At 71.3% G+C, this 22021-nt stretch carries 20 protein-coding genes; 13 read left to right on the top strand and 7 right to left on the bottom strand.

Annotation, left to right across the window (positions count from 1 at the left end):
- Positions 1–23: 23 nt before the first annotated feature.
- On the top strand, positions 24–2339 hold the full coding sequence (locus ACWPOB_RS02870; RefSeq protein ID WP_455399836.1) for a DEAD/DEAH box helicase: 2316 nt from the start codon (positions 24–26) through the stop codon (positions 2337–2339).
- Here the strand turns inward: ACWPOB_RS02870 and ACWPOB_RS02865 are convergent.
- Positions 2299–3684 (bottom strand): wax ester/triacylglycerol synthase family O-acyltransferase, encoded by a 1386-nt coding sequence (locus ACWPOB_RS02865; RefSeq protein WP_455399835.1) that lies wholly within the window; start codon positions 3682–3684, stop codon positions 2299–2301. The genes ACWPOB_RS02870 and ACWPOB_RS02865 overlap by 41 nt on opposite strands.
- 407 nt (positions 3685–4091) lie before the next feature.
- Between ACWPOB_RS02865 and gvpJ the strand changes: the two genes are divergently transcribed.
- From gvpJ to ACWPOB_RS02845, 4 genes are all read left to right on the top strand, one after another.
- Positions 4092–4517: a gas vesicle protein GvpJ gene (gvpJ, locus tag ACWPOB_RS02860; RefSeq protein WP_455399834.1), complete on the top strand. Its 426-nt coding sequence runs from the start codon at positions 4092–4094 to the stop codon at positions 4515–4517.
- 111 nt (positions 4518–4628) lie between these two features.
- Positions 4629–6005, top strand: coding sequence for a TrkH family potassium uptake protein (locus ACWPOB_RS02855; protein WP_455399833.1), 1377 nt, complete (start codon positions 4629–4631; stop codon positions 6003–6005).
- A 19-nt stretch (positions 6006–6024) separates the two neighbouring features.
- Positions 6025–6663, top strand: a complete 639-nt coding sequence (locus ACWPOB_RS02850) for a potassium channel family protein (protein ID WP_029541736.1) — start codon at positions 6025–6027, stop codon at positions 6661–6663.
- Between the two features lie 96 nt (positions 6664–6759).
- Positions 6760–7830, top strand: a complete 1071-nt coding sequence (locus ACWPOB_RS02845) for a potassium channel family protein (RefSeq protein ID WP_455399832.1) — start codon at positions 6760–6762, stop codon at positions 7828–7830.
- 66 nt (positions 7831–7896) lie between these two features.
- Here ACWPOB_RS02845 and ACWPOB_RS02840 read toward each other — a convergent pair whose 3' ends face one another.
- Complete coding sequence (locus ACWPOB_RS02840; RefSeq protein ID WP_455399831.1) at positions 7897–8766, bottom strand: oxidoreductase; 870 nt, start codon at positions 8764–8766, stop codon at positions 7897–7899.
- Between the two features lie 166 nt (positions 8767–8932).
- Between ACWPOB_RS02840 and ACWPOB_RS02835 the strand changes: the two genes are divergently transcribed.
- The 3 genes from ACWPOB_RS02835 to ACWPOB_RS02825 all read left to right on the top strand — a co-directional run bounded on the left by ACWPOB_RS02835 (position 8933) and on the right by ACWPOB_RS02825 (position 12125).
- Positions 8933–9673: a GntR family transcriptional regulator gene (locus ACWPOB_RS02835; RefSeq protein WP_455399830.1), complete on the top strand. Its 741-nt coding sequence runs from the start codon at positions 8933–8935 to the stop codon at positions 9671–9673.
- Positions 9674–9801: 128 nt separating this feature from the next.
- Positions 9802–11373 carry an NCS1 family nucleobase:cation symporter-1 gene (locus ACWPOB_RS02830; protein WP_455399829.1) on the top strand — a complete coding sequence of 524 codons (1572 nt, stop codon included), beginning with the start codon at positions 9802–9804 and terminating at the stop codon, positions 11371–11373.
- A gap of 5 nt (positions 11374–11378) precedes the next feature.
- Complete coding sequence (locus ACWPOB_RS02825) at positions 11379–12125, top strand: aspartate/glutamate racemase family protein (RefSeq protein ID WP_455399828.1); 747 nt, start codon at positions 11379–11381, stop codon at positions 12123–12125.
- On the opposite strand, the gene ACWPOB_RS02820 is transcribed toward ACWPOB_RS02825, so the two are convergent.
- Positions 12100–12978 carry an oxidoreductase gene (locus tag ACWPOB_RS02820; RefSeq protein ID WP_100056658.1) on the bottom strand — a complete coding sequence of 293 codons (879 nt, stop codon included), beginning with the start codon at positions 12976–12978 and terminating at the stop codon, positions 12100–12102. The two genes, ACWPOB_RS02825 and ACWPOB_RS02820, sit on opposite strands and share 26 nt — an antisense overlap.
- Positions 12971–13972, bottom strand: coding sequence for an alpha/beta hydrolase (locus tag ACWPOB_RS02815; protein ID WP_455399827.1), 1002 nt, complete (start codon positions 13970–13972; stop codon positions 12971–12973). The genes ACWPOB_RS02820 and ACWPOB_RS02815 overlap by 8 nt, the downstream gene beginning before the upstream one ends.
- 129 nt (positions 13973–14101) lie before the next feature.
- Between ACWPOB_RS02815 and ACWPOB_RS02810 the strand changes: the two genes are divergently transcribed.
- Positions 14102–15001 carry a universal stress protein gene (locus ACWPOB_RS02810; RefSeq protein ID WP_455399826.1) on the top strand — a complete coding sequence of 300 codons (900 nt, stop codon included), beginning with the start codon at positions 14102–14104 and terminating at the stop codon, positions 14999–15001.
- Entirely contained in the window at positions 14968–16167 is a 1200-nt protein-coding gene (locus ACWPOB_RS02805; protein WP_455399825.1) for a site-2 protease family protein, read from the top strand. The genes ACWPOB_RS02810 and ACWPOB_RS02805 overlap by 34 nt, the downstream gene beginning before the upstream one ends.
- Before the next feature lie 11 nt (positions 16168–16178).
- Here ACWPOB_RS02805 and ACWPOB_RS02800 read toward each other — a convergent pair whose 3' ends face one another.
- The gene (locus ACWPOB_RS02800) at positions 16179–17039 is read right to left on the bottom strand and encodes a universal stress protein (RefSeq protein ID WP_100058449.1); all 861 of its coding nucleotides are present in this window, start codon (positions 17037–17039) and stop codon (positions 16179–16181) included.
- Positions 17040–17139: 100 nt separating this feature from the next.
- On the opposite strand from ACWPOB_RS02800, the gene ACWPOB_RS02795 reads away from it, so the two are divergent.
- Both ACWPOB_RS02795 and ACWPOB_RS02790 read left to right on the top strand, forming a co-directional pair.
- A complete protein-coding gene (locus ACWPOB_RS02795; RefSeq protein WP_455399824.1) occupies positions 17140–18060 on the top strand; it encodes a pseudouridine synthase in 921 nt (306 codons plus the stop codon).
- A 29-nt stretch (positions 18061–18089) separates the two neighbouring features.
- The gene (locus ACWPOB_RS02790; protein ID WP_006946948.1) at positions 18090–18596 is read left to right on the top strand and encodes an SRPBCC domain-containing protein; all 507 of its coding nucleotides are present in this window, start codon (positions 18090–18092) and stop codon (positions 18594–18596) included.
- Between the two features lie 24 nt (positions 18597–18620).
- On the opposite strand, the gene ACWPOB_RS02785 is transcribed toward ACWPOB_RS02790, so the two are convergent.
- The gene (locus ACWPOB_RS02785) at positions 18621–19628 is read right to left on the bottom strand and encodes an Acg family FMN-binding oxidoreductase (RefSeq protein WP_455399823.1); all 1008 of its coding nucleotides are present in this window, start codon (positions 19626–19628) and stop codon (positions 18621–18623) included.
- The gene (locus tag ACWPOB_RS02780; RefSeq protein WP_455399822.1) at positions 19618–20151 is read right to left on the bottom strand and encodes a flavodoxin domain-containing protein; all 534 of its coding nucleotides are present in this window, start codon (positions 20149–20151) and stop codon (positions 19618–19620) included. The genes ACWPOB_RS02785 and ACWPOB_RS02780 overlap by 11 nt, the downstream gene beginning before the upstream one ends.
- Positions 20152–20429: 278 nt before the next feature.
- Between ACWPOB_RS02780 and ACWPOB_RS02775 the strand changes: the two genes are divergently transcribed.
- Positions 20430–21956 (top strand): CYTH and CHAD domain-containing protein, encoded by a 1527-nt coding sequence (locus ACWPOB_RS02775; protein ID WP_455399821.1) that lies wholly within the window; start codon positions 20430–20432, stop codon positions 21954–21956.
- The last annotated feature ends 65 nt before the right edge of the window (positions 21957–22021 follow it).

Genomic DNA, 22021 nt, shown 5'->3' with positions numbered 1-22021 from the left:
CAGGCACGCGTAGCGTGGATTGCGTGTGCAGGCAGGACGGGCCGCGGCTCGCGCAGTTCACCGCGGGACTCGGCTTCACGCTCGACGACTTCCAGGTCCGCGCCTGTCGCGCTCTCGACGAGGGCCGGGACGTGCTCGTCTGCGCCCCCACCGGCGCCGGCAAGACGATCGTCGGCGAGTTCGCGGTGCACCTGGCGCTCGCCGCCGGCGGCAAGTGCTTCTACACGACGCCCATCAAGGCCCTGAGCAACCAGAAGCACGCCGACCTCGCCGCGCAACTCGGGGACGAGCGGGTCGGCCTGCTCACCGGAGACGTCTCGGTCGACCCGCACGCACCCGTGGTCGTCATGACAACCGAGGTGCTGCGCAGCATGCTGCACGGCCGCTCGCCCCTGCTCGACGGGCTCACCCACGTCGTGATGGACGAGGTCCACTACCTCGCCGACCGCGAGCGCGGCGCGGTGTGGGAGGAGGCCATCCTCTATCTACCCGGCACCGTGCGCCTGGTGAGCCTGTCCGCGACGGTCAGCAACGCCGAGGAGTTCGGTGCCTGGCTGGGCCGGGTCCGCGGCGCGACCACCGTCGTCGTCGAGGAGACCCGGCCGGTTCCGCTGCACCAGCACGTGCTCGCCGGTGGGCGGCTGTTCGACCTGTTCTCCCCCACCACCGGTGCGATCGACGAGAACCTCGTGCGGTACGTCGCACATCGCCAGCTCGTCGACGCCGCCCCTGCCGTCCCGTCGCGTCGCCGGCGCCGCCGCACAGCCACGCCCGGCCCGGCCGGCGTCGACCGGCCCGAGCTCGTCGCGCGGCTCGAGGCCGAGTCGCTGCTGCCGGCGATCTGGTTCCGCTTCAGCCGCAGCGGCTGCGACGAGGCCGTCGCCGAATGCCTGCGCTCGTCGCTGCGGCTCACCGAGGCCGCCGACGTCACCCGCATCCGCCGCATCGTCGACCGGCACACCGCCGGCCTCTCCCCCGCCGACCTCGACGCGCTCGGATTCGCCGACTGGCTCGACGGACTCGAACGCGGCTTCGCCGCCCATCACGCGGGCATGGTGCCGGTATTCCGGCACGCCGTGGAGGAGCTGTTCGGCCTCGGCCTCGTCCGGATCGTCTTCGCCACGGAGACCCTCGCCGTGGGCGTCAACATGCCCGCGCGGACCGTCGTGCTCGAACGCCTCGTCAAGCACACCGCCGCCGGGCCGGTCCGCCTCACCGCCGGCGAGTACACCCAGTTGACGGGACGGGCCGGCCGGCGCGGCATCGATCGGGAGGGCCACGCGGTCGTGCTGTGGAGCCCGGAGGTGCAGCCGGCCACCGTCGCGGGGCTCGCCTCCACGCGCACCTACCCGCTGAACAGCTCTCTGCGGGTGGGCTACAACACCGCCGTCAACCTCGTCGACCGGCTCGGCGTCGCCGGAGCCCGGGACCTGCTCGGCCGGTCCTTCGCCCAGTTCCAGGCGGAGCGTTCGGTGGCCGCGCTGGCCACCGCGGCGACGACGAACGCGGCGACGCTGCGCCTGCTCGACGACGAACTCGGGGACGCCGAGGGTTTCGCCGAGTACCAGCACTTGCGGGAGCGGCTGGCCGCGGCGCGCACCACCGGCACCGCCGACGCGGTGACCGCTCTCGCGCGGGCCGTGCGTTCGCACCCCGGGCACCGGCACGCCGATCGGGAGCGCCTGATCACCGTCGCCGAGCGCCGTCGCGCGCTGGCCGCCGACACCGAGGTGCTGCGCGGGCAGGTCGCCGCCGCCACCGGCCGGCTCGTGGAGACGTTCGACCGTGTCCTCGGGCTGCTCGACGAACGCGGGTACATCCTGTCCGACCCGTACACCGGCGAGGCGGTGGCCACCGACCACGGCCGGACACTGGGCCGGATTTATTGCGGCAGCGACCTTCTCGTTGCCGAGTGCCTGAGAACCGGCGTGTGGGCGGGCCTCGATCCGGCCGAGCTGGCCGCCGTCGTGTCGAGCGTGCTCGGCGAATCGCGACGGCCGGCTCCCGGCGGCGGAGCCCTCACGGCCGGTGTCGACGCCGCGTACCGCGCGACGGTCCGGCTGTGGCGGGAGCTGTCGGACGCGGAGCGCCGGCACGGCCTGCCCGAGGGCCCCGAACCGGATCCGGTGGCGATGCGGGCGATCCACCGGTGGGCCCGTGGCGACGGCGTGTCCGCGGCCCTGCGCGAGGCGGCGGAGTCGGATCTGTCGGCGGGCGATCTCGTCCGGCGTTACCTGCGCACCCTCGACCTGCTCGGGCAGATCGGCAGGGGCGAGTGCCCGGTGGAGCCGACCGGCTTCACCGCGGCCGGGTATCCACAGCGCTCTCCAGTTCGGTGAGCGCGCCCTCGAGGAGCTCGACCAGCCGGTCGAGGGCGGGCACCGCGTGGCGGTCGCCGACCACCCCGAGATCGAGCCGACCGTCGTTCCCGGTGAGGGTGATGCTCAGTGCCTGCCCGTTCAGCACGGCGGGCACGGGGTAGATGCCGGTCAGCCGCGCACCGTTCCAGTACCGGGCGCGGGAAGGTCCCGGCAGGTAGGAGATCAGCACGTTGAACGGCGGCGGGATCTCGTCGACGAACCGCCGCACCGGCTCGAGTGCGAGCGGGCTCAGCGACAACGCGCTGAGCATCAGGAACTGGGTTCCGCTCAGCGCGGTCACCACCCGGTCGGTGTGGACGAGCGAGTCGGCGATCCGGGCGAGCCGCACCGCGGGATCGGGTTCGTCGGTGGCCAGGCCGATCACCATCGCTCCGACGCCGGGTTCGCGGCCGCCGGGACCGACCGCGGCGCCACCGAGGTTCATCGGCACCGGGAGCATCGCGGTCAGCGGTGCCTCCGGGAGCGCGTACCGCTCGGACAGATACGCGCGCAGGCCCCCGGCGCACATCGTCAGCACGACGGCGTCGATCGTGGTGCCCGCCGACGTCGCAACCGAGTGGAGCCGCTCGATCGGCCAGGAGCGCGCCGCGAGGGTCCGGCCCCGGCCCACCGCGACATTGAACATCGTGGGCGGCGTCTGCCACGGCAGCGCCACCTGGTGCCGGCGCACGCCCTCCGTGACCAGCCTGCCGATCTCCGGGGTCATCGCGAACACCTCCGCGCCGACCCGGAGCCCGGCGCGCAGCCACGAGGTGGGAAGGGGCGACAGCCGAGCCCGGGGGGCCACCACCTCCGGGCTCCACGGTGCGGGACAGTCGCGGGCGTCGGGGTCGGTGGACATGCTCCGGTGCAGCAGGCGCAGGCCGGCCGGGCCGTCGGCGAGGGACAGGTGGATCTTCGCGTACATCGCGGTGCGCCCGTCCTCGAGTCCCTCGATGACGTACACCTCCCACATCGGGTGGAGCGGGTCGAGTGGGGAGCCGTGGATCCGGGAGACGAGGGCCAGCAGGTCGGCCATCGAACCGGATCCGGGCACGGCGGTGTGACGTACGTGAAACCGCAGGTCGACGTCCTCGGGACGCGACCACCACGGGTAGCCGGCCCCGCGCAGCGTCCGCACCGGACGCCGGCGCAGCGGATCCGCCACCTCGTCGTGGGTGAGCAGGGTCTCGTACATGCGACGGGCATGGTCGTCCCCGGCATCCGGCGGGGGCTCGAACAACGCGAGAGCCCCGAGGTGCAGTGGACGCGACGAGGTTTCGAGCAGCACGAACAGCGCCTCGGGAAGGCTCATCACCTGCATTCCCCCATCGTGGCGCCGAAACAGCCCGCGCGTGCGGTAACCCGGCCATCTCCGCAGGGACGTGCCCGCGACGCGCGGAAATGGTGTGACGTCTCCGCGCCGCGGGGACTACCCCTCGTCCAGTCCCGGACGACGCGGAGACGTAGGGGGCCGGGACTCCCCGCTCGCACGTCCGCGCGGACGCCTGGCGGAGTGACCTCCCTGCCGGGATCGCGGCCCGAAGCGACGATAGCAACAAACCGGTCGCACGGTATGTCTTTCGATCGGGCCCCGCCCGTATTTCTCGGCGCGGGCGTGTTTCGACTCGGGAGCGCGTGGCTATAGCCCTTACACGGGCACCGCCCCACGAGAGGTCTCCCGCGCGGCGCGGCGGCTCGCGGACCGTTGGAGCGACAGGAGCGCGGACCATGACCATCCAATCCGGAGGTGGGGGCGGGGGCGGGGGCGGCGGCACGATGGCACGGCCGAACTCGTCCGGCCTCGCCGACGTCATCGACACCATCCTCGACAAGGGTCTCGTCATCGACGCATTCGTCCGCGTCTCGCTCGTGGGCATCGAGATCATCACGATCGACGCACGGGTCGTGGTGGCGAGCGTCGACACCTACCTGCGTTTCGCCGAGGCAGTCAACAGGCTCGAGATCTCCACGACCGAGCCGAAGGGCCTGACGGACGTCGTCGGTGGGGTGGCCGGGACACTCACCGAGAAGGCCGCCGAGCACAAGACGAAGGGCGCTCTGGACTCCGCCGGCGAACGGGTCCGTGGCCTGCTCGCCGGCAACGAGGACGAACGGGAGCCGGCGCCACGCCGATCCCGCAACAGAGACCGGTGACGTCCGCCGCCGATCGGCGGCCCGCACCCGCCGCCGTCACGGCATGGGTCCGAACTCCGGCCACCGCCGCCCGGTTCCCCGGCGGCTCGGTTCGGGTCTAGTCTCCTCCGAGTGAGGACACCCACCGGTGCGTTCGCGCCGTCCCTGCTGCGGCGGATGGCGGCGCGGGCCACGCTCACTCCTGTCCGGGTCGTGGCGCTGAGCTTCGCCGCCGCGATCGCCGTCGGCACGCTCCTGCTCCTCACGCCCGCGGCGAGCCTGCCCGGTACCGCGACCTCCCTCGTCGACGCCCTGTTCACCGCGACCTCGGCGATGTGCCTGACCGGCCTGGTCGTCGTCGACACGCCCACCCACTGGTCCGGCTTCGGCCAGGGCATCATCCTGGCCCTGATCCAGGCCGGCGGGTTCGGGATCATGACCATGGCCTCGCTCGTCGGCCTGCTGCTCGCGAACCGGATCGGCCTCAAGGCCCGATTGAATACCGCAGCCGAGGTGCGTGCGTCGGGGCTCGGCGACGTCCGCTCGGTCGTCGTCGGCGTCGTGCGGATGAGCGTGCTCATCGAGTCGGTCACCGCGGTGGCGCTCGCACTGCGGTTTGCGCTCGGATACGAGGAGCCGCCCCTGCGTGCGGTGTGGCTGGGAGTGTTCCATTCCGTCTCGGCGTTCAACAACGCCGGCTTCGCGCTCTACAGCGACAACATCATCGGATTCGCCGACGATCCGTGGGTCTGCGTGCCGCTGATGCTCGCGGTGATCCTGGGCGGCATCGGGTTCCCGGTCCTGTTCGAAGTGACCCGGCACCTGCGCGGCCGCAGCCACCGCTGGAGCCTGCACACCCGCCTCACCGTGACCGTCACCGCGGTGCTGTTGGTGGTGGGACCGGTGCTGGTGCTGGTCCTCGAGTGGACCCGCACCCTGCAGCACTACCACTTCGGCCAGAAGCTGCTCGTCGCCGCGTTCCAGGGCGTCATGCCCCGCACCGCCGGCTTCAACAGCGTCGACTACGCCCAGATGGACCCCGCCACCCTCCTGGTGACGGACGTGCTCATGTTCGTCGGCGGCGGCAGCGGCGGCACCGCCGGCGGAATCAAGGTCACCACCTTCGTCCTTCTACTGTTCGTCATCCTCGCCGAGGCCCGCGGCGAGCGATCGGTGATCGTCTTCGACCGGCGCATCGACACCCGGGTCCAGCGTCAGGCGTTGTCGGTGGCCCTGATCGGTGTCGCCCTGGTGATGGTGCCGACCATCGCCCTGTTGGCGGGGACCTCCTTCGACCTCAACGTCCTGTTGTTCGAGGTCACCTCCGCGTTCGCCACCGTCGGCCTGTCCACCGGGATCACGGCGCAGCTGCCCGTCTGGGGGCAGCTGATCCTGGTGCTCCTGATGTACCTGGGCCGCATCGGATCGATCACCCTCGTGAGCGCTCTCGCCGCCCGCGATCGCGGCCGGCGCTACGAACTCCCGGAAGAAAGGCCCTTCATTGGCTAGGAAATCCGCCGCCGACGTGGTGGTCGTGCTCGGGCTCGGGCGGTTCGGCAAGTCGCTCGCGCTCGAGCTGATGAGCCAGGGCACCGAGGTCCTCGGCATCGACTCCAGCGACGCCGTGGTGCAGAAGGTCGCTCACCGCCTGACCCACGCCGTGGTCGCCGACACCACCGACGAGGAATCGCTGCGGCAACTGTCGGTGCACGAGTACGGCCGCGCCGTCGTGGGAATCGGTTCCGATCTCGAGGCCAGCCTGCTCACCGCCTCCGCCCTGATCAACCTGGGCGTGCACAACATCTGGGCCAAGGCGATCAGTAACGCGCACGCGAAGATCCTCACCCAGATCGGGGTGCACCACGTCGTCCGGCCGGAGCACGACATGGGCAAGCGGGTCGCCCACCTGGTGCGCGGACGGATGATCGACTACATCGAGTTCGACGACGGCTTCGCCATGGTCAAGACCACCCCACCGGCGTTCGCGATCGGCCGGCGCCTCGGCGACACCGCCGTCCGCTCCGACTTCGGCGTGACCGTCGTGGCGATCAAACGTCCCGGGGAGGACTTCACCTACGCCACCGCCGACACCGTTCTCGCCCCCGGGGACACCATTATCGTCTCCGGGCGGGTCCGGAACACCGAACGATTCAGCGAACTCACCTGACAGCACCGGAACGACGTAGGCTGCAGACGATGTCACCGACAGCGCACCAGGAGCGACCGGACCCCCACCCGGCCGCGGCACCGAACGGCACCGGTCGTGCCCGGTAGCACGCTGAGGACCCGGTTCAGCCGTTCCGACGCCCTGACCGAGCGACCCGACTTCGCGCTGGTAGGCATTCTGCGGGTGCCGCAGCTACAGACCAGCCCGGGCCGGGCGATCGTGCGCCGGATCGGGTACGCCCTGATCGCCCTGTCCCTGGTGGTGCTCGTCGTCTACCTCGACCGCGACGGCTACTCCGACACCCAGGACAACGAACTGTCGTTACTGGACTGCATCTACTACGCGACGGTGTCGCTCTCCACCACCGGCTACGGCGACATCACCCCCATCACACCGCAGGCCCGCCTGGTCAACGTCCTGGTCATCACCCCGCTGCGGATCTTCTTCCTCATCATCCTGGTCGGCACCACCCTCTCCGCCCTGACCGAGAGCTCCCGCCAAACCTTCCGCATCCAACGCTGGCGACACCGCGTGCGCAACCACACCGTTGTCGTCGGCTACGGCACCAAGGGCCGCACCGCGGTCGATGCGATGCTCGGCGACGGCGCCGCGCCCTCGGACATCGTCGTCGTCGACACCGACCCGGTGGTGCTCGACGCCGCCAGCGGCCAGGGCTTGGTCACCGTCCAGGGCTCGGCAACCAAGTCCGACGTGCTGCGCCTGGCCGGGGTGCCGCACTGCGACTCGATCGTCGTCGCCGCCAACCGCGACGACACCGCGGTGCTCGTCACCCTCACCGCCCGTGAACTCGCCCCCGCCGCCAAGATCGTCGTGGCCATCCGCGAATCGGAGAACACCCATCTGCTCCGCCAGTCGGGCGCCGACACGGTGGTGATCTCGTCCGAGACGGCGGGCCGGTTGCTCGGAGCCGCCACCATCACCCCGAACGTCGTGGAAATGATCGAGGACCTGCTCACCCCGGAGGAAGGCTTCGCGATCGCCGAACGCGAGGTCGAATCCGGCGAGGTCGGCGGCTCACCGCGGCACCTCCCCGACATCGTCCTGGGCGTCGAACGCAACGGCCGCCTGCTGCGTGTCGGGTCCCCGGAGGTCGAGGCGGTGGAGGCCGGCGACCGGCTGCTCTACATCCGGCGCGTCTCGGACTGATCGGCGCGTCTCGGACCGACCGGCGGGGCGGGATGTCCGACCGTGCGGTTGCCGTCCCGGGTCCCGCTATCCGGCCGGGGCGCACAGCCGCGCCGACAGCTCCCAGAGTCCACGGGCGATAGCCTCGTCGTGCGAGCGCGAATTGGATTCGACGCGCTCGGGGGCACCCCGCATCTCGAACAGGCCACCGGGACCGTAGTACCCGCCGGGCTCGACGCCGGGCGCGGTGGCCGCGTACAGCAACGGCAGCGCTCCGGTCTGCGCGGACTGCCCCACCAGCCGGTTCGCCACGCCCAGGAACACGTCCTGGATCGACTCGGTGTGTGACTGCAGGTTCGTCGAGGAGTATCCCGGGTGCGCGGCCACCGCCACGACCGGGGACCGCTGCTCGGTGAGCCGGCGCTGCAGTTCGTGGGTGAACAGCCGGTTGGCCAGCTTCGACTGCCCGTACGCCAGCCACCGGTCGTAGCGACGGTGCTCCCAATTCAGGTCGTCGAGATCGATGCGGCCGATCCGGTGCATGCCGCTCGACATCGTCACCACGCGGTCGGTGACGCGCTCGCGCAGCAGGGCGGTGAGGGCGAAGTGGCCGAGGTGGTTGGTTCCGATCTGCATCTCGAATCCGTCGGCGGTGCGGCGCAGCGGCACCGCCATCACGCCGGCGTTGTTGACCAGCACATCGACCTCGTCGACACCCGCGGCGAATTCACGCACCGACGCCAGGTCGGCCAGATCGAGGCGCCGCACCTGCGCGTTGGGCCCGATCTCCCGGGCCACGGCCTCGCCCTTGGCCACGTTCCGGCACGCCAGCACCACCCGCGCCCCCGCGGCCCCGAGTGCCCGGGCCGCCACCTCGCCCAGGCCGCTGTTCGCGCCCGTCACCACGAAGGTGCGGCCGTCCTGCTTCGGGATGTCGCGTGTGGTCCAAGCCGTCATGTCGGCCACCCTACGGTGAACGGGACATCCGGGAAAGGAACCCGCTCGGCCACCCGCCCGGCGGCGACACGTCGCCGACACGTTCCCGAAACAGGCCGTCGATAGGGTCGCCTCGCTTCCGTCGCACGTCGCGCCGGAATTCCGAAGGGAGCAGTAGGAGGATCCCGTGCCGCCACGTCGCAGGTCGATACTGCTCGACCGGCTCGAATCCGGGACCCCCGGCCGTCCCCAGCAGGCCATCCTCGACGAACTGCGCCGCGTCATCCTCTCCGGCGCCGTCCCGCCGGGAACCCCCATCCCGGTACCCGAGGTGGCGGAACTGTTCGGCGTCAGCCGCATCCCGATCCGGGAATCGCTGAAAACCCTCATCGGCGAGGGACTCGTCGACCACCGGCGGAACCACGGATACACCGTCGCCCGGCTGACCGCCGCCGAACTCCGCGAGATGTATCTCGTGCGGGAAACCCTCGAGACGGCAGCACTGACGGCGGCGGTGGCGCTGGCCACCGAAGCCGATCACGCCCACGCCGCGTGGGTCCACGCACGCCTCGAACGCGCCGTCGCCGACGACGATCCGCACACCTACCACCGCGAGAGCCGCGAGTTCCATCTGGCGCTGGCCGGCCCGTCGCGCATGCACCGGCTGCTGCACATGCTCGAATCAGCTTGGAACATCACCGAACCCGTGCAACCGATGGTGCACGTGTCCGCGGCGCAGCGGACGGTTCTGCATGCCGAGCACGAGCGGATGCTGACCGCGTTCCTGGCCCGGGACACGCCGGGGCTCCTCGCCGCCGCCGAAGCCCACAACCATCGGCTCGATTCCGTGATCGCGACGCTGCCCGCCGACGCCGGGTTGCTGACCCCGGAAGATATACCGATCGGGAAACCCACCGGCAACACCTGATCGTTACCGTTCTCCTCATCGGAATTCACCACCGTCGCTGAGATTCCGGGTCCACTGCCTTCCTCGCGGACCTGCGCCGTGCCGAAACCGATCGGCACCCCGCGGGTCGTCGACGTCCAGGAGTACCCATGACCGAATTGATCTCTCCCCGCCGTGATCTGCCGCCCGGCGCCGTGCTCGGCGCCGGCGACCTCGTCGAAGCGGCGGGCCACCCCGTCGGCGGCGGGCTGGTCGAGCCGGACTACGACCCCCGGCTCACCAACGAGGACCTCGCCCCGCTGAAGAAGCAGAGCTGGGGCTCGTACAACATCTTCGCGTTCTGGATGTCCGACGTGCACAGCGTCGGCGGCTACGTCACCGCCGGCAGCCTCTTCGCCCTCGGCCTGGCCAGCTGGCAGGTGCTGGTGGCCCTGCTCGCCGGCATCACGATCGTCTACTTCTTCTGCAACCTCGTCGCCAAGCCCAGTCAGGTGACCGGCGTGCCCTATCCGGTGATCTGCCGCAGCGTCTTCGGCGTGCTCGGCGCGAACATCCCGGCGATCATCCGCGGCCTGATCGCGGTGGCCTGGTACGGAATCCAGACGTTCCTCGCCTCGGCGGCGCTGGATGTGGTGCTGATCAAGCTGTTCCCGTCGCTGGCCCCGTACGCGGTGGTGGAGGACTACGGGTTCGCCGGGCTCTCCGCCCTGGGCTGGGGCAGCTTCCTGACCCTGTGGGTCGTGCAGGCCTGCGGGTTCTGGCGCGGCATGGAGTCGATCCGTAGGTTCATCGACTTCTGCGGTCCCGCAGTCTATGTCGTGATTTTCCTGCTGTGCGGCTACCTGATCTCCCAGGCCGGTTGGAGCGCAATCGATCTGAATCTCGGCTCGGTGACCTACACGGGCCTGGATGCGATTCCGGTGATGCTGGGCGCGATCGCGCTGGTGGTGTCCTACTTCTCCGGACCGATGCTGAACTTCGGCGATTTCTCCCGCTACGGAAAGTCCTTCGCCGCGGTGAAGAAGGGCAACATCCTCGGACTGCCGGTCAACTTCCTGGTGTTCTCGCTGCTCGTGGTGATCACCGCGTCGCTGACCCTGCCCGTGTACGGCGAGCTGATCACCGATCCCGTCGAAACGGTCGCCCGCATCGACTCGACCTTCGCGATCGTGCTCGGCGCCCTGACGTTCACCGTCGCCACCATCGGCATCAACATCGTCGCCAACTTCATCTCCCCCGCCTTCGACTTCTCCAACGTCAGCCCCCAGCGGATCAGCTGGCGCGCCGGCGGAATGATCGCCGCCGTCGGCTCGGTGCTGATCACCCCGTGGAACCTGTACAACAACCCCGATGTCATCCACTACACCCTCGAGACGCTCGGCGCATTCATCGGTCCGCTGTTCGGCATCCTGATCGCGGACTACTACCTGGTGCGGAGGCAGAAGGTGATCGTCGACGATCTGTTCACCATGTCCGAGCGCGGCGCGTACTGGTACCGCAAGGGCTACAACCCCGCCGCGGTGATCGCCACCGTCGTCGGCGCCGCCGTCGCGGTGATCCCGGTGCTGGTCAAGTCCGCGCCCGGCATGCACACCGCCGCGCAGTACAGCTGGTTCATCGGGTGCGGTCTCGGCCTGGCCATCTACTACGTCCTCGCCACCCGCACCGCCCTCGCGGTCCGCGTCGGCGACGGTTCCGCCGAACCGGTGAGCGTGGGCTGATCGGAATGCGCATCAAGGTCGTCAACCCGAACACCACCCGGTCGATGACCGCCACCATCGAGGCATGTGCCCAGGCCGTCGCCGGCCCGGGCACCGACATCGAGGCGGTCAGCCCCACGATGGGTCCCGCCTCGATCGAGAGCCACTACGACGAGGCGCTCGCCGTACCGGGCGTGCTCGCCGAGATCGCCGCGGGCGAGGAGGCCGGCGTCGACGGATACGTCATCGCCTGCTTCGGCGACCCGGGGCTCGACGCAGCGCGGGAGATCGCCGCCGGGCCCGTCGTCGGCATCGCGGAGGCCGCCATGCACGCGGCCGCGCTCCTGGGCCGTGGCTTCTCCGTCGTCACGACGCTGGGCCGGACCACCGGCCGGACGTGGGATCTGGCCGAACGGTACGGCCTGCGCCGGTCCTGCCTCGGCGTGCACGCGTGCGAGCTGCCGGTGCTGGACCTCGAGACCGATCCCGACGCCCGCAAGATCGTCACGGAGGCCTGTTTCGAGGCGCTCGACGCGGACGGCTCCGACGCCGTCGTGCTCGGGTGTGCCGGCATGGCCGACCTGTGCGCACACATCTCCGAGGAGCTCGGCGCCCCGGTCGTGGACGGGGTGGCCGCGGCGACGCTGTTCGTCCAGTCCCTGGTCACGCTGGGTCTGCGCACCGGCAAACGGGGCGAGTTCGCCGTCCCGCCGGCGAAGCCGTACGCGGGCCTGCTGGCGCCGTTCGCTAGAGATCGAACCGCACGCCCGTGAGCTTCTCCGACAGCTCCCACAGTCGCCGGGCGGTGTCCGGATCTCCGGCGCGGCGGCTGTAGGCGGCCACGGTCGGCGGGCCGTACAGCTCGAAGAAACGGTCCGGCCCGATGTAGCCGCCGGTCACCTCGGGATCGGCGGCGGCCACCACCACGGATTCGGCGCCCTGGGCCGGGGTGCGCTCGAGCACTCTCTTCCCGAGGCGGAACAACTGGTCGAACCACGTTCCGGTGTGCGTCCCGACGTCGGTGGCCGCATAGCCCGGATGCGCGGCCACCGCCCGCAGCGGCGATCCGGCGGCCGCCAGCCGGCGCCCGAGCTCGAGGCTGAACATCAGGTTCGCCAGCTTGGATTCCGCGTAGGCCAGCGAGCGGCTGTAGTGCCGGCGGCGCTCCCAGTTCAGGTCGTCGAGATGGATGCGCCCGAACCGGTGGCTCATGCTCGAGACGGTGACCACGCGGTCGGTGAGCCGATCGAGCAGCAGCCCGGTCAGCGCGAAGTGCCCGAGGTGGTTGGTGCCCATCTGCATCTCGAAGCCGTCCACCGTGCGGCTCAGCGGCACGCCCATCACGCCGGCGTTGTTGACGAGCACGTCGACGGTCTCGATGCCCGACGCGAACTCCCGCACCGACGCCAGGTCGGCGAGATCGAGCCGGCGCACCTGCGCGTGCGGGCCGATATCCCGCGCGACCGCCTCGCCCCTGGCCACGTTCCGGCACGCGAGCACCACGTCGGCACCGGCAACGCCGAGCGTCCGGGCGGTGGCCTCACCGAGACCGCTGTTCGCGCCGGTCACCACGAAGGTGCGGCCCCGCAGGGTGCCGGGTGCCGGCGGGGAGAACCGTTCAGGCACCGATGGAGGACTTCATCATGGGCAGCATCGCCCACAGCTGGTCCTGCCAGTACCCCCACGTGTGGGTGCCGGCGGCCGGGAAGTCGAAGTGGGCGGAGTTGATGCCCAGCGTCGCCAACCGCACCTGGAACGCGCGGTTCTGCGCCAGGGCGAGCGCCTCGAGTCCCATCGCGTTACCCGTGTTGAACACCCCGATCGCGGAGTTCGGCCGGTCGTGCTGGCCGGGCAGACCGCTGCCCGCGGAGATCCACATCGGCAGCCCCCGCATGCTGGGCGCGGCGACGAACGGGTCGTTGCGCAGCCACGCCGAGTTCCACGGCGGACCCCACATCGAGTCGGCGTTGTAGCCGCCGGAGTCGATCATCGCGAGGCGGATCGCCTCACGCATGCCGGGCGCGGACAGGTTCAGGTAACCGGACATGGAACCGGCGAAGCGGAACTGGTCGCGGTGGTAGGCCGCGAGGATCAGCGCCGCGTTGCCCCCCATCGACAGGCCCACGATCGCGTTGCTGGAACGGTCGATGCCGTACGTACCGGCCAGGAAGTCCGGCAGGTTCTCGGTGAGGAAGGACTCCCACTTGTAGGTGTAGCGCTGGCCGTTGAGGTTGCTCGGCGCGTACCAGTCCGTGTAGAAGCTGGACTGGCCGCCGACCGGCATCACCACGTTGACGCCGTGATCCGACAGCCACGCGGCGTTCGTCTCGTGCTCCCAGCCACTCACGTCGTTGGTGGCGCGCAGGCCGTCGAGCAGGTACATGGCCTTGTTGCTGCCGTTGTTCGCCAGCCAGATGCGTACCTTGATCTGGCCGACCCCGCCCGGCGCCGGCACCCAGTGCTCCCGCAGGCGGGAGTAGGGGTCCGCCGACGCAGTGCCCGCGCCGGCGAAGGCCACCGCGAGCGGCAGCACGAGCGCCGCGATCAGGAATCGGACGAGCGCCCGAACCCCCCGACGTCCGGCCTTGGTTCTGGAAGTATGAGTCACACCAGGCTCCATCAGCACATTTGTAGCAACAACAACTGTGGCCCCGACAGTTACGCAACAACACGGTAGAGGTCCACGTCGGCCCGTACGAGGCTTGCACATAATCGTTATCGAGCAAAGCCGAACCGAAAGGCAGGCGCAATGAGCAGCGACCTCGGCAGGCGGCCCGTCACCGTCGGAATCGACGGCTCCGACGCCGCGAAACAGGCTGCGACCTGGTCCGCAGCCGTCGCCGAGCGGCTCGGCACGGACCTGCAGCTCGTCCATTCGCTGCCGGGCCCCCGGAATTATTTCAGTGACGCCGCGCTGCGCGCGCGGGCCGAATACACCCACCGCCTCGCCGAAACCGGCCGCGAACTGCTCGACGACACCGCGGCGGAGCTGCACCGGCAACACCCGGATCTCGAGGTGGTCACAACCGTCCATGACGGGCCACCCGACCTGGCGTTGCTCGAACACGGCGACCGCAGCCGGATGCTCGTACTCGGAGCCACCGGCACGGGTGCGCTCGGTTCGCTGCTCACCGGCTCCACCGCGCTGCGGGTCGCCAACCGGTCCACCTGCCCGGTCGTCCTCTGGCGGGGCGATCCGGTCCCCGAACCGGGCACGGACCGCCGGCCGGTGCTGGTCGGCCTCGACGGCAGCGAGGACGCCGGCCCGGTGGTCACCGCCGCGTTCGACATGGCCGCGGCGCTCGGGGTCGGCGTCCTCGCCGCCCACGCGTGGGGTGCCGGAGAGGTGGCGGGCCGCACCTCGGCGCTCGAACTGATCGACTGGGCGGTCGTCGAGGCCGAGGAGACGGCGTTGCTGTCCGAGTGCCTCGCCGGGCAGCGCGAGCGGTACCCGGACGTGCCGGTCACCGAGATCGTGGAGCAGATCGGCGCCCGGCACCTGCTGCTGCGACTGGCGAAGCACGCTCAGTTGAGCGTCGTCGGCAGCCACGGCCGGGGACTGCTCGGCGGCCTGCTCCTGGGCTCGACGAGTCAGGCGCTGCTACACCACGCGCCGTGCCCGACCATGATCTGCCGTCCGGGGGTGTGACGATGCTGCGCGGATCGATCCGGATCGGCCGGGTCGCGGGGATAGAGATCCGGGCCCACTGGTCGCTGCTCGCGACGCTCGGGCTGCTGTCGTGGCTGCTTGCCGGGGCGATCCTGCCCGCCCGGATCAGCGGTCCGAGCCCCGCACAGTTCTGGATCGCGGGCGTCGCCGCGGCGGTGGGCCTGCTGGTGTCGCTGCTCGCCCACGAGCTTGCGCATTCGGTGGTAGCGGGCCGTTACGGAGTCGGGGTGGACGGGATCACGCTGTGGCTGCTCGGCGGCGTGTCCGAGCTGCGCGACGAACCGCCGAACCCGAAAGCCGATCTGCGTATCGCGCTGGCCGGACCGCTCACGAGCGTCGGGATCGGCGTCGTGGCGCTGGCGGCGGCCTCGTTCCTCGGCCCGCCCGTCCCGGAGCTGGTGACCGCGACGATCGGCTGGCTCGGCGCGACCAACCTGGTGCTGGCCGTGTTCAACCTGCTGCCGGGTGCGCCGCTGGACGGCGGACGGGTCGTGCGGGCGGTGCTGTGGCGCCGCACCGGCGACCGCCTCGCGGCCGCGAGCGGCGCCGCGCGCTCCGGCCGCGCGGTGGGGCTGGCGCTGATCCTGCTCGGCGCCGCCGAGACGCTCGCCCTCGGCAGCGCCGGCGGCCTGTGGCTGATGCTCCTCGGCTGGTTCCTGCGGACCGCGGCCAACGCCGAGCTCGCGAACGCGTCGCTGAGGCATCAGCTCGGCGACACCCGGGTCGGCGACGTCATGACGCCGTCGCCGGTGGCCGCCCCCGCGCGCTGGAGCGTGGCGCAGCTCCTCGCCGTCGCGGCCCGCGGCTCGCACCACCGGGTGTTCCCCGTCGTCGACGACGGGCACCGGCCCACCGGCGTGGTGTCGCTGTCCGACCTGACGCCCGTCCCGGAGGGCGAGCGCACGGTCGTCTCGGTCGCGGACCGGGCCCGGCCGCTGCCCGCGGCGGCGCGGGTGCTCGCCGACGCGTCGCTCGCCGAGGTCGCGAGCCGGGTGCTGCTGCGGCCGGGGCTCGACCTCGTGGCCGTCGTGTCGGGCGAACGACTGGTCGGCATCGTCACGGCGACGGACCTGGTGCGGGCCTGCGATCGCAGCGCGCTGGGTCTGCCCATCCGCCGCACACCGCCGCCGGACGAGCAGACCTGACCCGGGTATCCCTAGTCGCGCCGGACCACGAGCAGCGGGCACGGCGTCGTGTGCAGCAGCGCCCGGCTCGTCGAGCCGAGCAGCATGCCCTCGAAGCCGCCGCGGCCGCGGCTGCCGACGACGAGCAGCCGGGCGTTCTCGGCCCGCTCGAGCAGGTTGCGCACCGGGCGGTCCCGCACGACGACCCGTTCCACGTCGACGTTCGGATAGTCCTGCGTGCGGCCGGCGAGGGACTCGGCGAGCACGACACTCTCCTGCTGGTCGACGTCCTCCCAGGTGGCTCCGGGCGTGCCGGCGACGACGTCGACGAGGTCGCGGTCGGACCATGCGTGCACCGCCACCAGCGGCGCCTTGTAGCGGTCGGCGGCCTCGAACGCGACGTCGAGGGCGTGCAGGCTCGCCGGCGAGCCGTCGACACCGACCACGACGGGGCCGTCCGCGCCCCGTCCGCTCTCGTCGGGCCCAGGGATCACCGCGACGGGACAGTGTGCGTGCGCGACCACCGCGGAGGTCACCGATCCGACCAGGCCGCCGGTGAACTCGCCGAGACCGCGCCGGCCGAGGACGAGCATCCGCGCCCGACCGGAATACCCGAGCAGCGCCTGTGCGGCCACCAGGCTCGACTGTTCGGTGCGTACGGACAGTTCGGGGTGCTCCCGTTCCACGGACTCCGCGGCGGACGCCAGGTTCCGTCGCGCGGTGAATCGCAGTTCGTCGAAGAACGGCGACGAGGCGCCGATCCCGCCGGCGTTCGCGCTGGAGACGAGCAGCAGCGGCGCCCCCGTGGAGGCGGCCTCGCCGGCCGCCCACCGCAGCGCGGCGCGCGCCGGCGCCGATCCGTCGACCCCGACCACGATCGGCGCATCATTCATCGCCCGCTCCTTGTCCCGTTCCGTCCGGTTCTTCCGCCACCAGTGTCGCCATCCCGCGGTCGCCGCGCGGTCGGTTGGCGGAAACAGTTACCGTGCGGGTGTGCGCCGTGCTCCGCTGCCCGTCCGCGACGGCCTGAATCCGACCCGCCTGCGCCTGCCCGACGGCGGCTCCTGGGCGACGGTGGCGGAGTTTCTGCTGGCGCGCTTCCCCGCCGACGCGGCGCGCGTGCAGGAGAAGGTCGCGGCCGGTGAGGTCGTCGACGGTGCCGGCGCGGCGATCACCGAGAACACCCCGTACGCGGCAGGCCGATTCGTGTACTTGTACCGCGATCCGCCGGTCGAGGAGCGGGTGCCGTTCGAGATCGATGTCCTGCATCGCGACGAGCACCTGCTGGTGGTGGACAAGCCGCACTTCCTGGCGACGACACCGCGTGGGTCGTGGGTGGCCGAGACGGCGCTGGTGCGGCTGCGCCGCGAACTCGACCTGCCGGAGCTGAGCCCGGCCCATCGGCTCGATCGGCTCACGGCGGGCGTGCTGGTCTTCACCGTCCACGCCGGTGCGCGCCGGGCCTACCAGTCGCTCTTCGATGCCCGCGGGGTCGACAAGGAGTACGAGGCCGTGGCCCGGCACGTGCCCGGGATGCGGTTTCCGCGCGAGGTGCGCAGCCGCATCGTCAAGGAGCGCGGCGTGTTGCAGGCGCGGGAGGTGCGGGGTGAGATCAACGCCCTCAGCCGCGTCGAACTGCTCGAAACGGACGCCGGGCTGGGCCGTTACCGGCTGCTGCCCCGCACCGGCAAGACGCACCAGTTGCGCGTGCACATGAATTCGCTCGGCCTGCCGATCCTCGGAGACAACCTGTATCCCGATATTTATGATGTTGCGCCCCAAGACTATTCGTGCCCACTGCAGTTACTGGCCCGCGCGGTGGAGTTCGATGATCCGTATACAGGTCGACGGACCCGCTTCGCCAGCGCACGAAACCTGGCAGCATGGAGGCACAGCACACCAGGACCCCGTTGATCGCACGGGCTCACGTCTTGGAGGACCCCATGGATAACGGCACCGTCTCGCGCACCTACGACGGCCGCGTCGCCCTGCGCTTCCAGCACGCCTTCGCCCATCCCCCGGACCGCGTATGGCGGGTCATCACCGACCCCGAGTACCTACGCGCCTGGTTCCCGGCCCGCGTAGAACTGGATCTCACCCCCGGTGCCCAGCTCGTCTTCCATGCCACCGAGCAGCAGGCCGAGCGCCTCGGGCTACCCGCCGACCACACCGCCACGGGCACCGTCATCTCCGTGCATCCCGGGCGCATCCTCGAGTACATGTGGGACGCCGAGGTCCTGCACTGGGAACTGGTGCCGGACGGGTCCGGCGGCTGCTGGCTGACGCTCACGCACACCGTCGAGGACGAGGACTCGGCCTACGCGCACGGCGCCGACTGGCATGCCGGGTTCGAGGTGCTCGAGGCCCAGCTGGAAGGCCGCGACGTGAACTGGTCGCCGTGGGAACGCGCCCGGGAACTCGCCGACAAGTACCGCAACCCGTCCGACTGATCCCACTCGTCCGGTTGCCGGCGGCTATCCGTCCCTTCCGCTCCGGTCGACGAAGACCTCGTCGACCGGACGTCGCGACGTGGTGGGCAGTCCCCGCGCGCTGCGGGCCCCCAATCGGATCACCACCTGGGGAAATCCCGCGACCTCCCCGGTCCGCGCCGTCGCCGTGCGCACGATGCCGCGGCTGGCCTCGATCTCCGTCACGTGGGTGAGCGGGCAGGTCGCCAGATGCGCCGCGGTGGCCTCGAGCAGTACCGCGGACATCGCCTCCCCCGCCCGCAGCCAGTCGATCCGCTCGTCGGCCCGGGTGCTGAGCACCGCCAGCGCCGACGCGTCCACCTTCGGCTGCACGGTGTCCAGAGTTCCTGCACCCGTGAGGAACCGCCGTCCCACGTCGATGTCCCCGGCGGCCTCCTCGTCGAGCAGCGCGGACGCCGGCACGCCCGTGTCGCCGGGCTCCGCGCGACCGGTCCACCAGGCCAGCTCCTGCCGGTAGGCCTCGTCGCCCTCGCGGATCGCCGTGCTCAGTTCCGACGCCCGCGCGAGGTCCGAGCGGGCCTCGGCGTCGAGGATCGACAGCGACGCCCCCTCCCGGCGGGCGGCGTTCTCCAGATCCACCAGGCTCTCGCGCAGGGTCGTGGGCGCCGCGAACGGCCGCCGGTCGGTGTGCCGGGCACCGATCGCGAGGGCGAGGGCGGCGTCACGGGCGTCGACCGTGTGCGGCCGGTCGAAGTCGAGAACGGCCAGCAGGTCCGGGCGCGACGGATCCGGAAGCCGGGTCACCGTGGGGATCCACGACGCGGCGGACAGCGCGACGCGGGCGTGGTGCAGCGCCGCCCCGCAGCCGAGAACCAGCTGCCGGCCGCTCGGATCGGTGTGGCCGAGCATGCGCTCGGCGACGGCATACAGTTCGAGCCGTTCGCCCGTCCACTCCCAACGCCACGGCTGGCTGTTGTGCAGGGACGGCGCCCGGCACGCCGACTCGACCGCATCCCGGATCGCCGCGGTGTCCGGCCGGATCTCAGTAACCATCGTTGTCTCTCCCACAGCCGCTCGACTCGACCGCATGCCGCTCCACGGACTCGACGATCTGCGCGGCCCAAGTCCCGATCGCGTCCCAGTCCCGGAAGTCTCCGGTGCGTCCTCCGGTCATGCGGGCAACCACGCGTTCGCCGGCGCCGAGCACCTCCGGATCCAGTTTCCCGGCGAACATCCGGTGCTCGCGCGCGCCCGTGCGCTCCGTCGCCAGGGAGGCGTCGTACGGCCTGTTCACGGGGCGGTCCTGGTCGCCGATCGGGCCCGAGGAGAACAGGAACACGGCGCGCTCCCGCAGCGCGCCGGCGTGCCGATCGACGAAGGTCTTGGCGGGATGCAGCCAATGCCCGAGGTAGACGGCGCTGCCGAGGACCACCGCGTCGTAGCCGTCCACGGCGTCGACCTGCTCGGGCGCGACGACGTCGACGTGCGCTCCCTTGTCGCGCAGGGCGGCCGCGAGAGCCGTGGCGATCTCCGTGGTGGAGCCGTGCCTGCTCGCCGCCGTCACCAGAATCCTCATCTGTGTCCTCCCCGGCCCAGGTTATTCGATGATCGCCCGACGGGCACGCGGTCGGACAGAGTCGAAGGGCCCCGCTCCCGGGCCCGCAGCCGCGCCGTGCGGCCGGGCCGCAGTCCACGGTGCGGCCGGGCCGCAGTGGCGCCGTGCGGCCCGGCCGCAGTGGCGATCACGCGCGACGGGCACAGGTCGGTGCCGGGGTGGCAGAGTGGTCTGACGAACGCCGCCGACGAGCGCGACGAGGACACGCAGGGCAACCGCCGGAACAGGAGTCGGATCGCATGACCACGCCGCCCAGGATCGACGCGGTTCAGGAATCGGAACGCAAGTATGCGGTCGGGCACGGGCAGCAGCTGCCGGACCTGTCGGGCCTGCCCGGCGTCGACGGACACCCGGAGCCCGAACTTCAGCAGCTGTCGGCGCGGTACTACGACACCGACGATCTGCGACTGCTGCGCGCCGGGATCACCCTGCGCCGCCGCGAGGGGGGTCACGACGCCGGCTGGCACGTGAAGCTCCCCGCCGGCACGGACACCCGGACGGAGGTGCGCTTCCCGCTCGGCGACGACACCGCCCGGCCACCGGCCGAACTGCTCACCCTCCTGCACGGGGTGCGCCGTGCGCGTCCCGTCGCGCTCGCGGCGGTGCTGAACACGCAGCGGTGGCGCCACCGCCTGATCGACGACGAGGGGCGGGACCTCGCCGAGATCGTCGTCGACGACGTCGTCGCGACCCGAGGGGAGGGCAGTGAGTCGCAGCGGTGGCGCGAGATCGAGGTCGAGCTCGCCTCGGCCGGAACCGATCTGCTCGATGCCGTCGAGGAGCGGCTGACCGCGGCCGGAATCGAGCGCGCCCCGAATCCCTCCAAGCTGCATCGGGCGCTCGGCGATCTGCTGCCCGCCGAGGAGCAGGTGCCCGGCCCGGCCGGGTACCTGCGCGACTACCTGCGCGGCGAGCTGCGCACCCTCGAGCTCGCCGAGATCGGCGTGCGCCGGGACGCCCCGGACGCCGTCCACAGCATGCGCAAGGCCCTGCGCCGGATCCGCAGTGCCCTGCAGACATATGCGGGAACCTTCGCGATCGACGACAGCCTGGTCGACGAACTACGGTGGACGGGAAGGAAACTCAGCCCGTCGCGCGACCTCGAGGTGCAGTGGGAGCGCATCGTGGACCGCGTCGGGGAGGTACCCGTGGAAGCGCAGCGCGAGGCCATCCGCGCCCGCGTCGACGAGTACTTCTCCGCCCGGTCGGACGCGGCCCGGCTCGAGGCCGTCGGCACCCTCGACTCGGACCGCTACGCGGCCCTGCTGGGTTCGCTCGACGCACTGATCGACAAGCTGGCGACGGGGGCAGTCGGATCCGGTCCCGGCGAACGGCGACGACAGGTTCGCCCGAAGGACCTCGACCGTGCGCTCGCCCGCCTCGCGAAGAAGGTCTCGCGCCGGGTCCGCAACGCCGGGGACGCAGCCACGCACGCCGAGCGGGACGAACTCGTCCATCGGGCCCGCAAGGGCGCCAAGCGGATGCGCTACGCCATCGAGGTGCTGCGGCCGCTGCATCGCAAGCGCGCCCAACGCGCCCTCGATCACTTCGACGACTTCCAGGATCTGCTCGGCGAGTTCCAGGACTCGGTCGTCGCCCGCGAGCACCTGCTCGACATGGTGTCCGAGCAGGACCACACCGCCGAGTCGAGCTTCGGCCTCGGGATCGTCTACCAGCGCGAACTCGAGATCGGTGAAGAGCAGGTCGCGCTGCTCGAACGCGCGTGGAAGCGGGCGCGGCGGGCGGCGAAACCGCTGTGGAAGTGAACCACTGCCGACCGGGTCCTTGTCCCCTGGCCGACCACCGCCGAGAAAGGGCATGCTGAGCCGGA

The organism is Rhodococcus sp. 2H158 (assembly GCF_053764755.1).
Note: the sequence above shows the minus strand (reverse complement) of the source record. Positions and strands in the feature narration are given on the sequence as shown.

Bases quoted from the DNA above. Each gene is read 5' to 3' on its own strand.
- ACWPOB_RS02790 (WP_006946948.1), top strand. From the start codon at position 18,090: ATGGATAACGGCACCGTCTCGCGCACCTACGACGGCCGCGTCGCCCTG.
- ACWPOB_RS02800 (WP_100058449.1), bottom strand. From the start codon at position 17,039: ATGAATGATGCGCCGATCGTGGTCGGGGTCGACGGATCGGCGCCGGCG.
- ACWPOB_RS02825 (WP_455399828.1), top strand. From the start codon at position 11,379: ATGCGCATCAAGGTCGTCAACCCGAACACCACCCGGTCGATGACCGCC.
- ACWPOB_RS02810 (WP_455399826.1), top strand. From the start codon at position 14,102: ATGAGCAGCGACCTCGGCAGGCGGCCCGTCACCGTCGGAATCGACGGC.
- ACWPOB_RS02840 (WP_455399831.1), bottom strand. From the start codon at position 8,766: ATGACGGCTTGGACCACACGCGACATCCCGAAGCAGGACGGCCGCACC.
- ACWPOB_RS02785 (WP_455399823.1), bottom strand. From the start codon at position 19,628: ATGGTTACTGAGATCCGGCCGGACACCGCGGCGATCCGGGATGCGGTC.
- gvpJ (WP_455399834.1), top strand. From the start codon at position 4,092: ATGACCATCCAATCCGGAGGTGGGGGCGGGGGCGGGGGCGGCGGCACG.
- ACWPOB_RS02815 (WP_455399827.1), bottom strand. From the start codon at position 13,972: ATGGAGCCTGGTGTGACTCATACTTCCAGAACCAAGGCCGGACGTCGG.
- ACWPOB_RS02830 (WP_455399829.1), top strand. From the start codon at position 9,802: ATGACCGAATTGATCTCTCCCCGCCGTGATCTGCCGCCCGGCGCCGTG.
- ACWPOB_RS02775 (WP_455399821.1), top strand. From the start codon at position 20,430: ATGACCACGCCGCCCAGGATCGACGCGGTTCAGGAATCGGAACGCAAG.
- ACWPOB_RS02780 (WP_455399822.1), bottom strand. From the start codon at position 20,151: ATGAGGATTCTGGTGACGGCGGCGAGCAGGCACGGCTCCACCACGGAG.
- ACWPOB_RS02865 (WP_455399835.1), bottom strand. From the start codon at position 3,684: ATGCAGGTGATGAGCCTTCCCGAGGCGCTGTTCGTGCTGCTCGAAACC.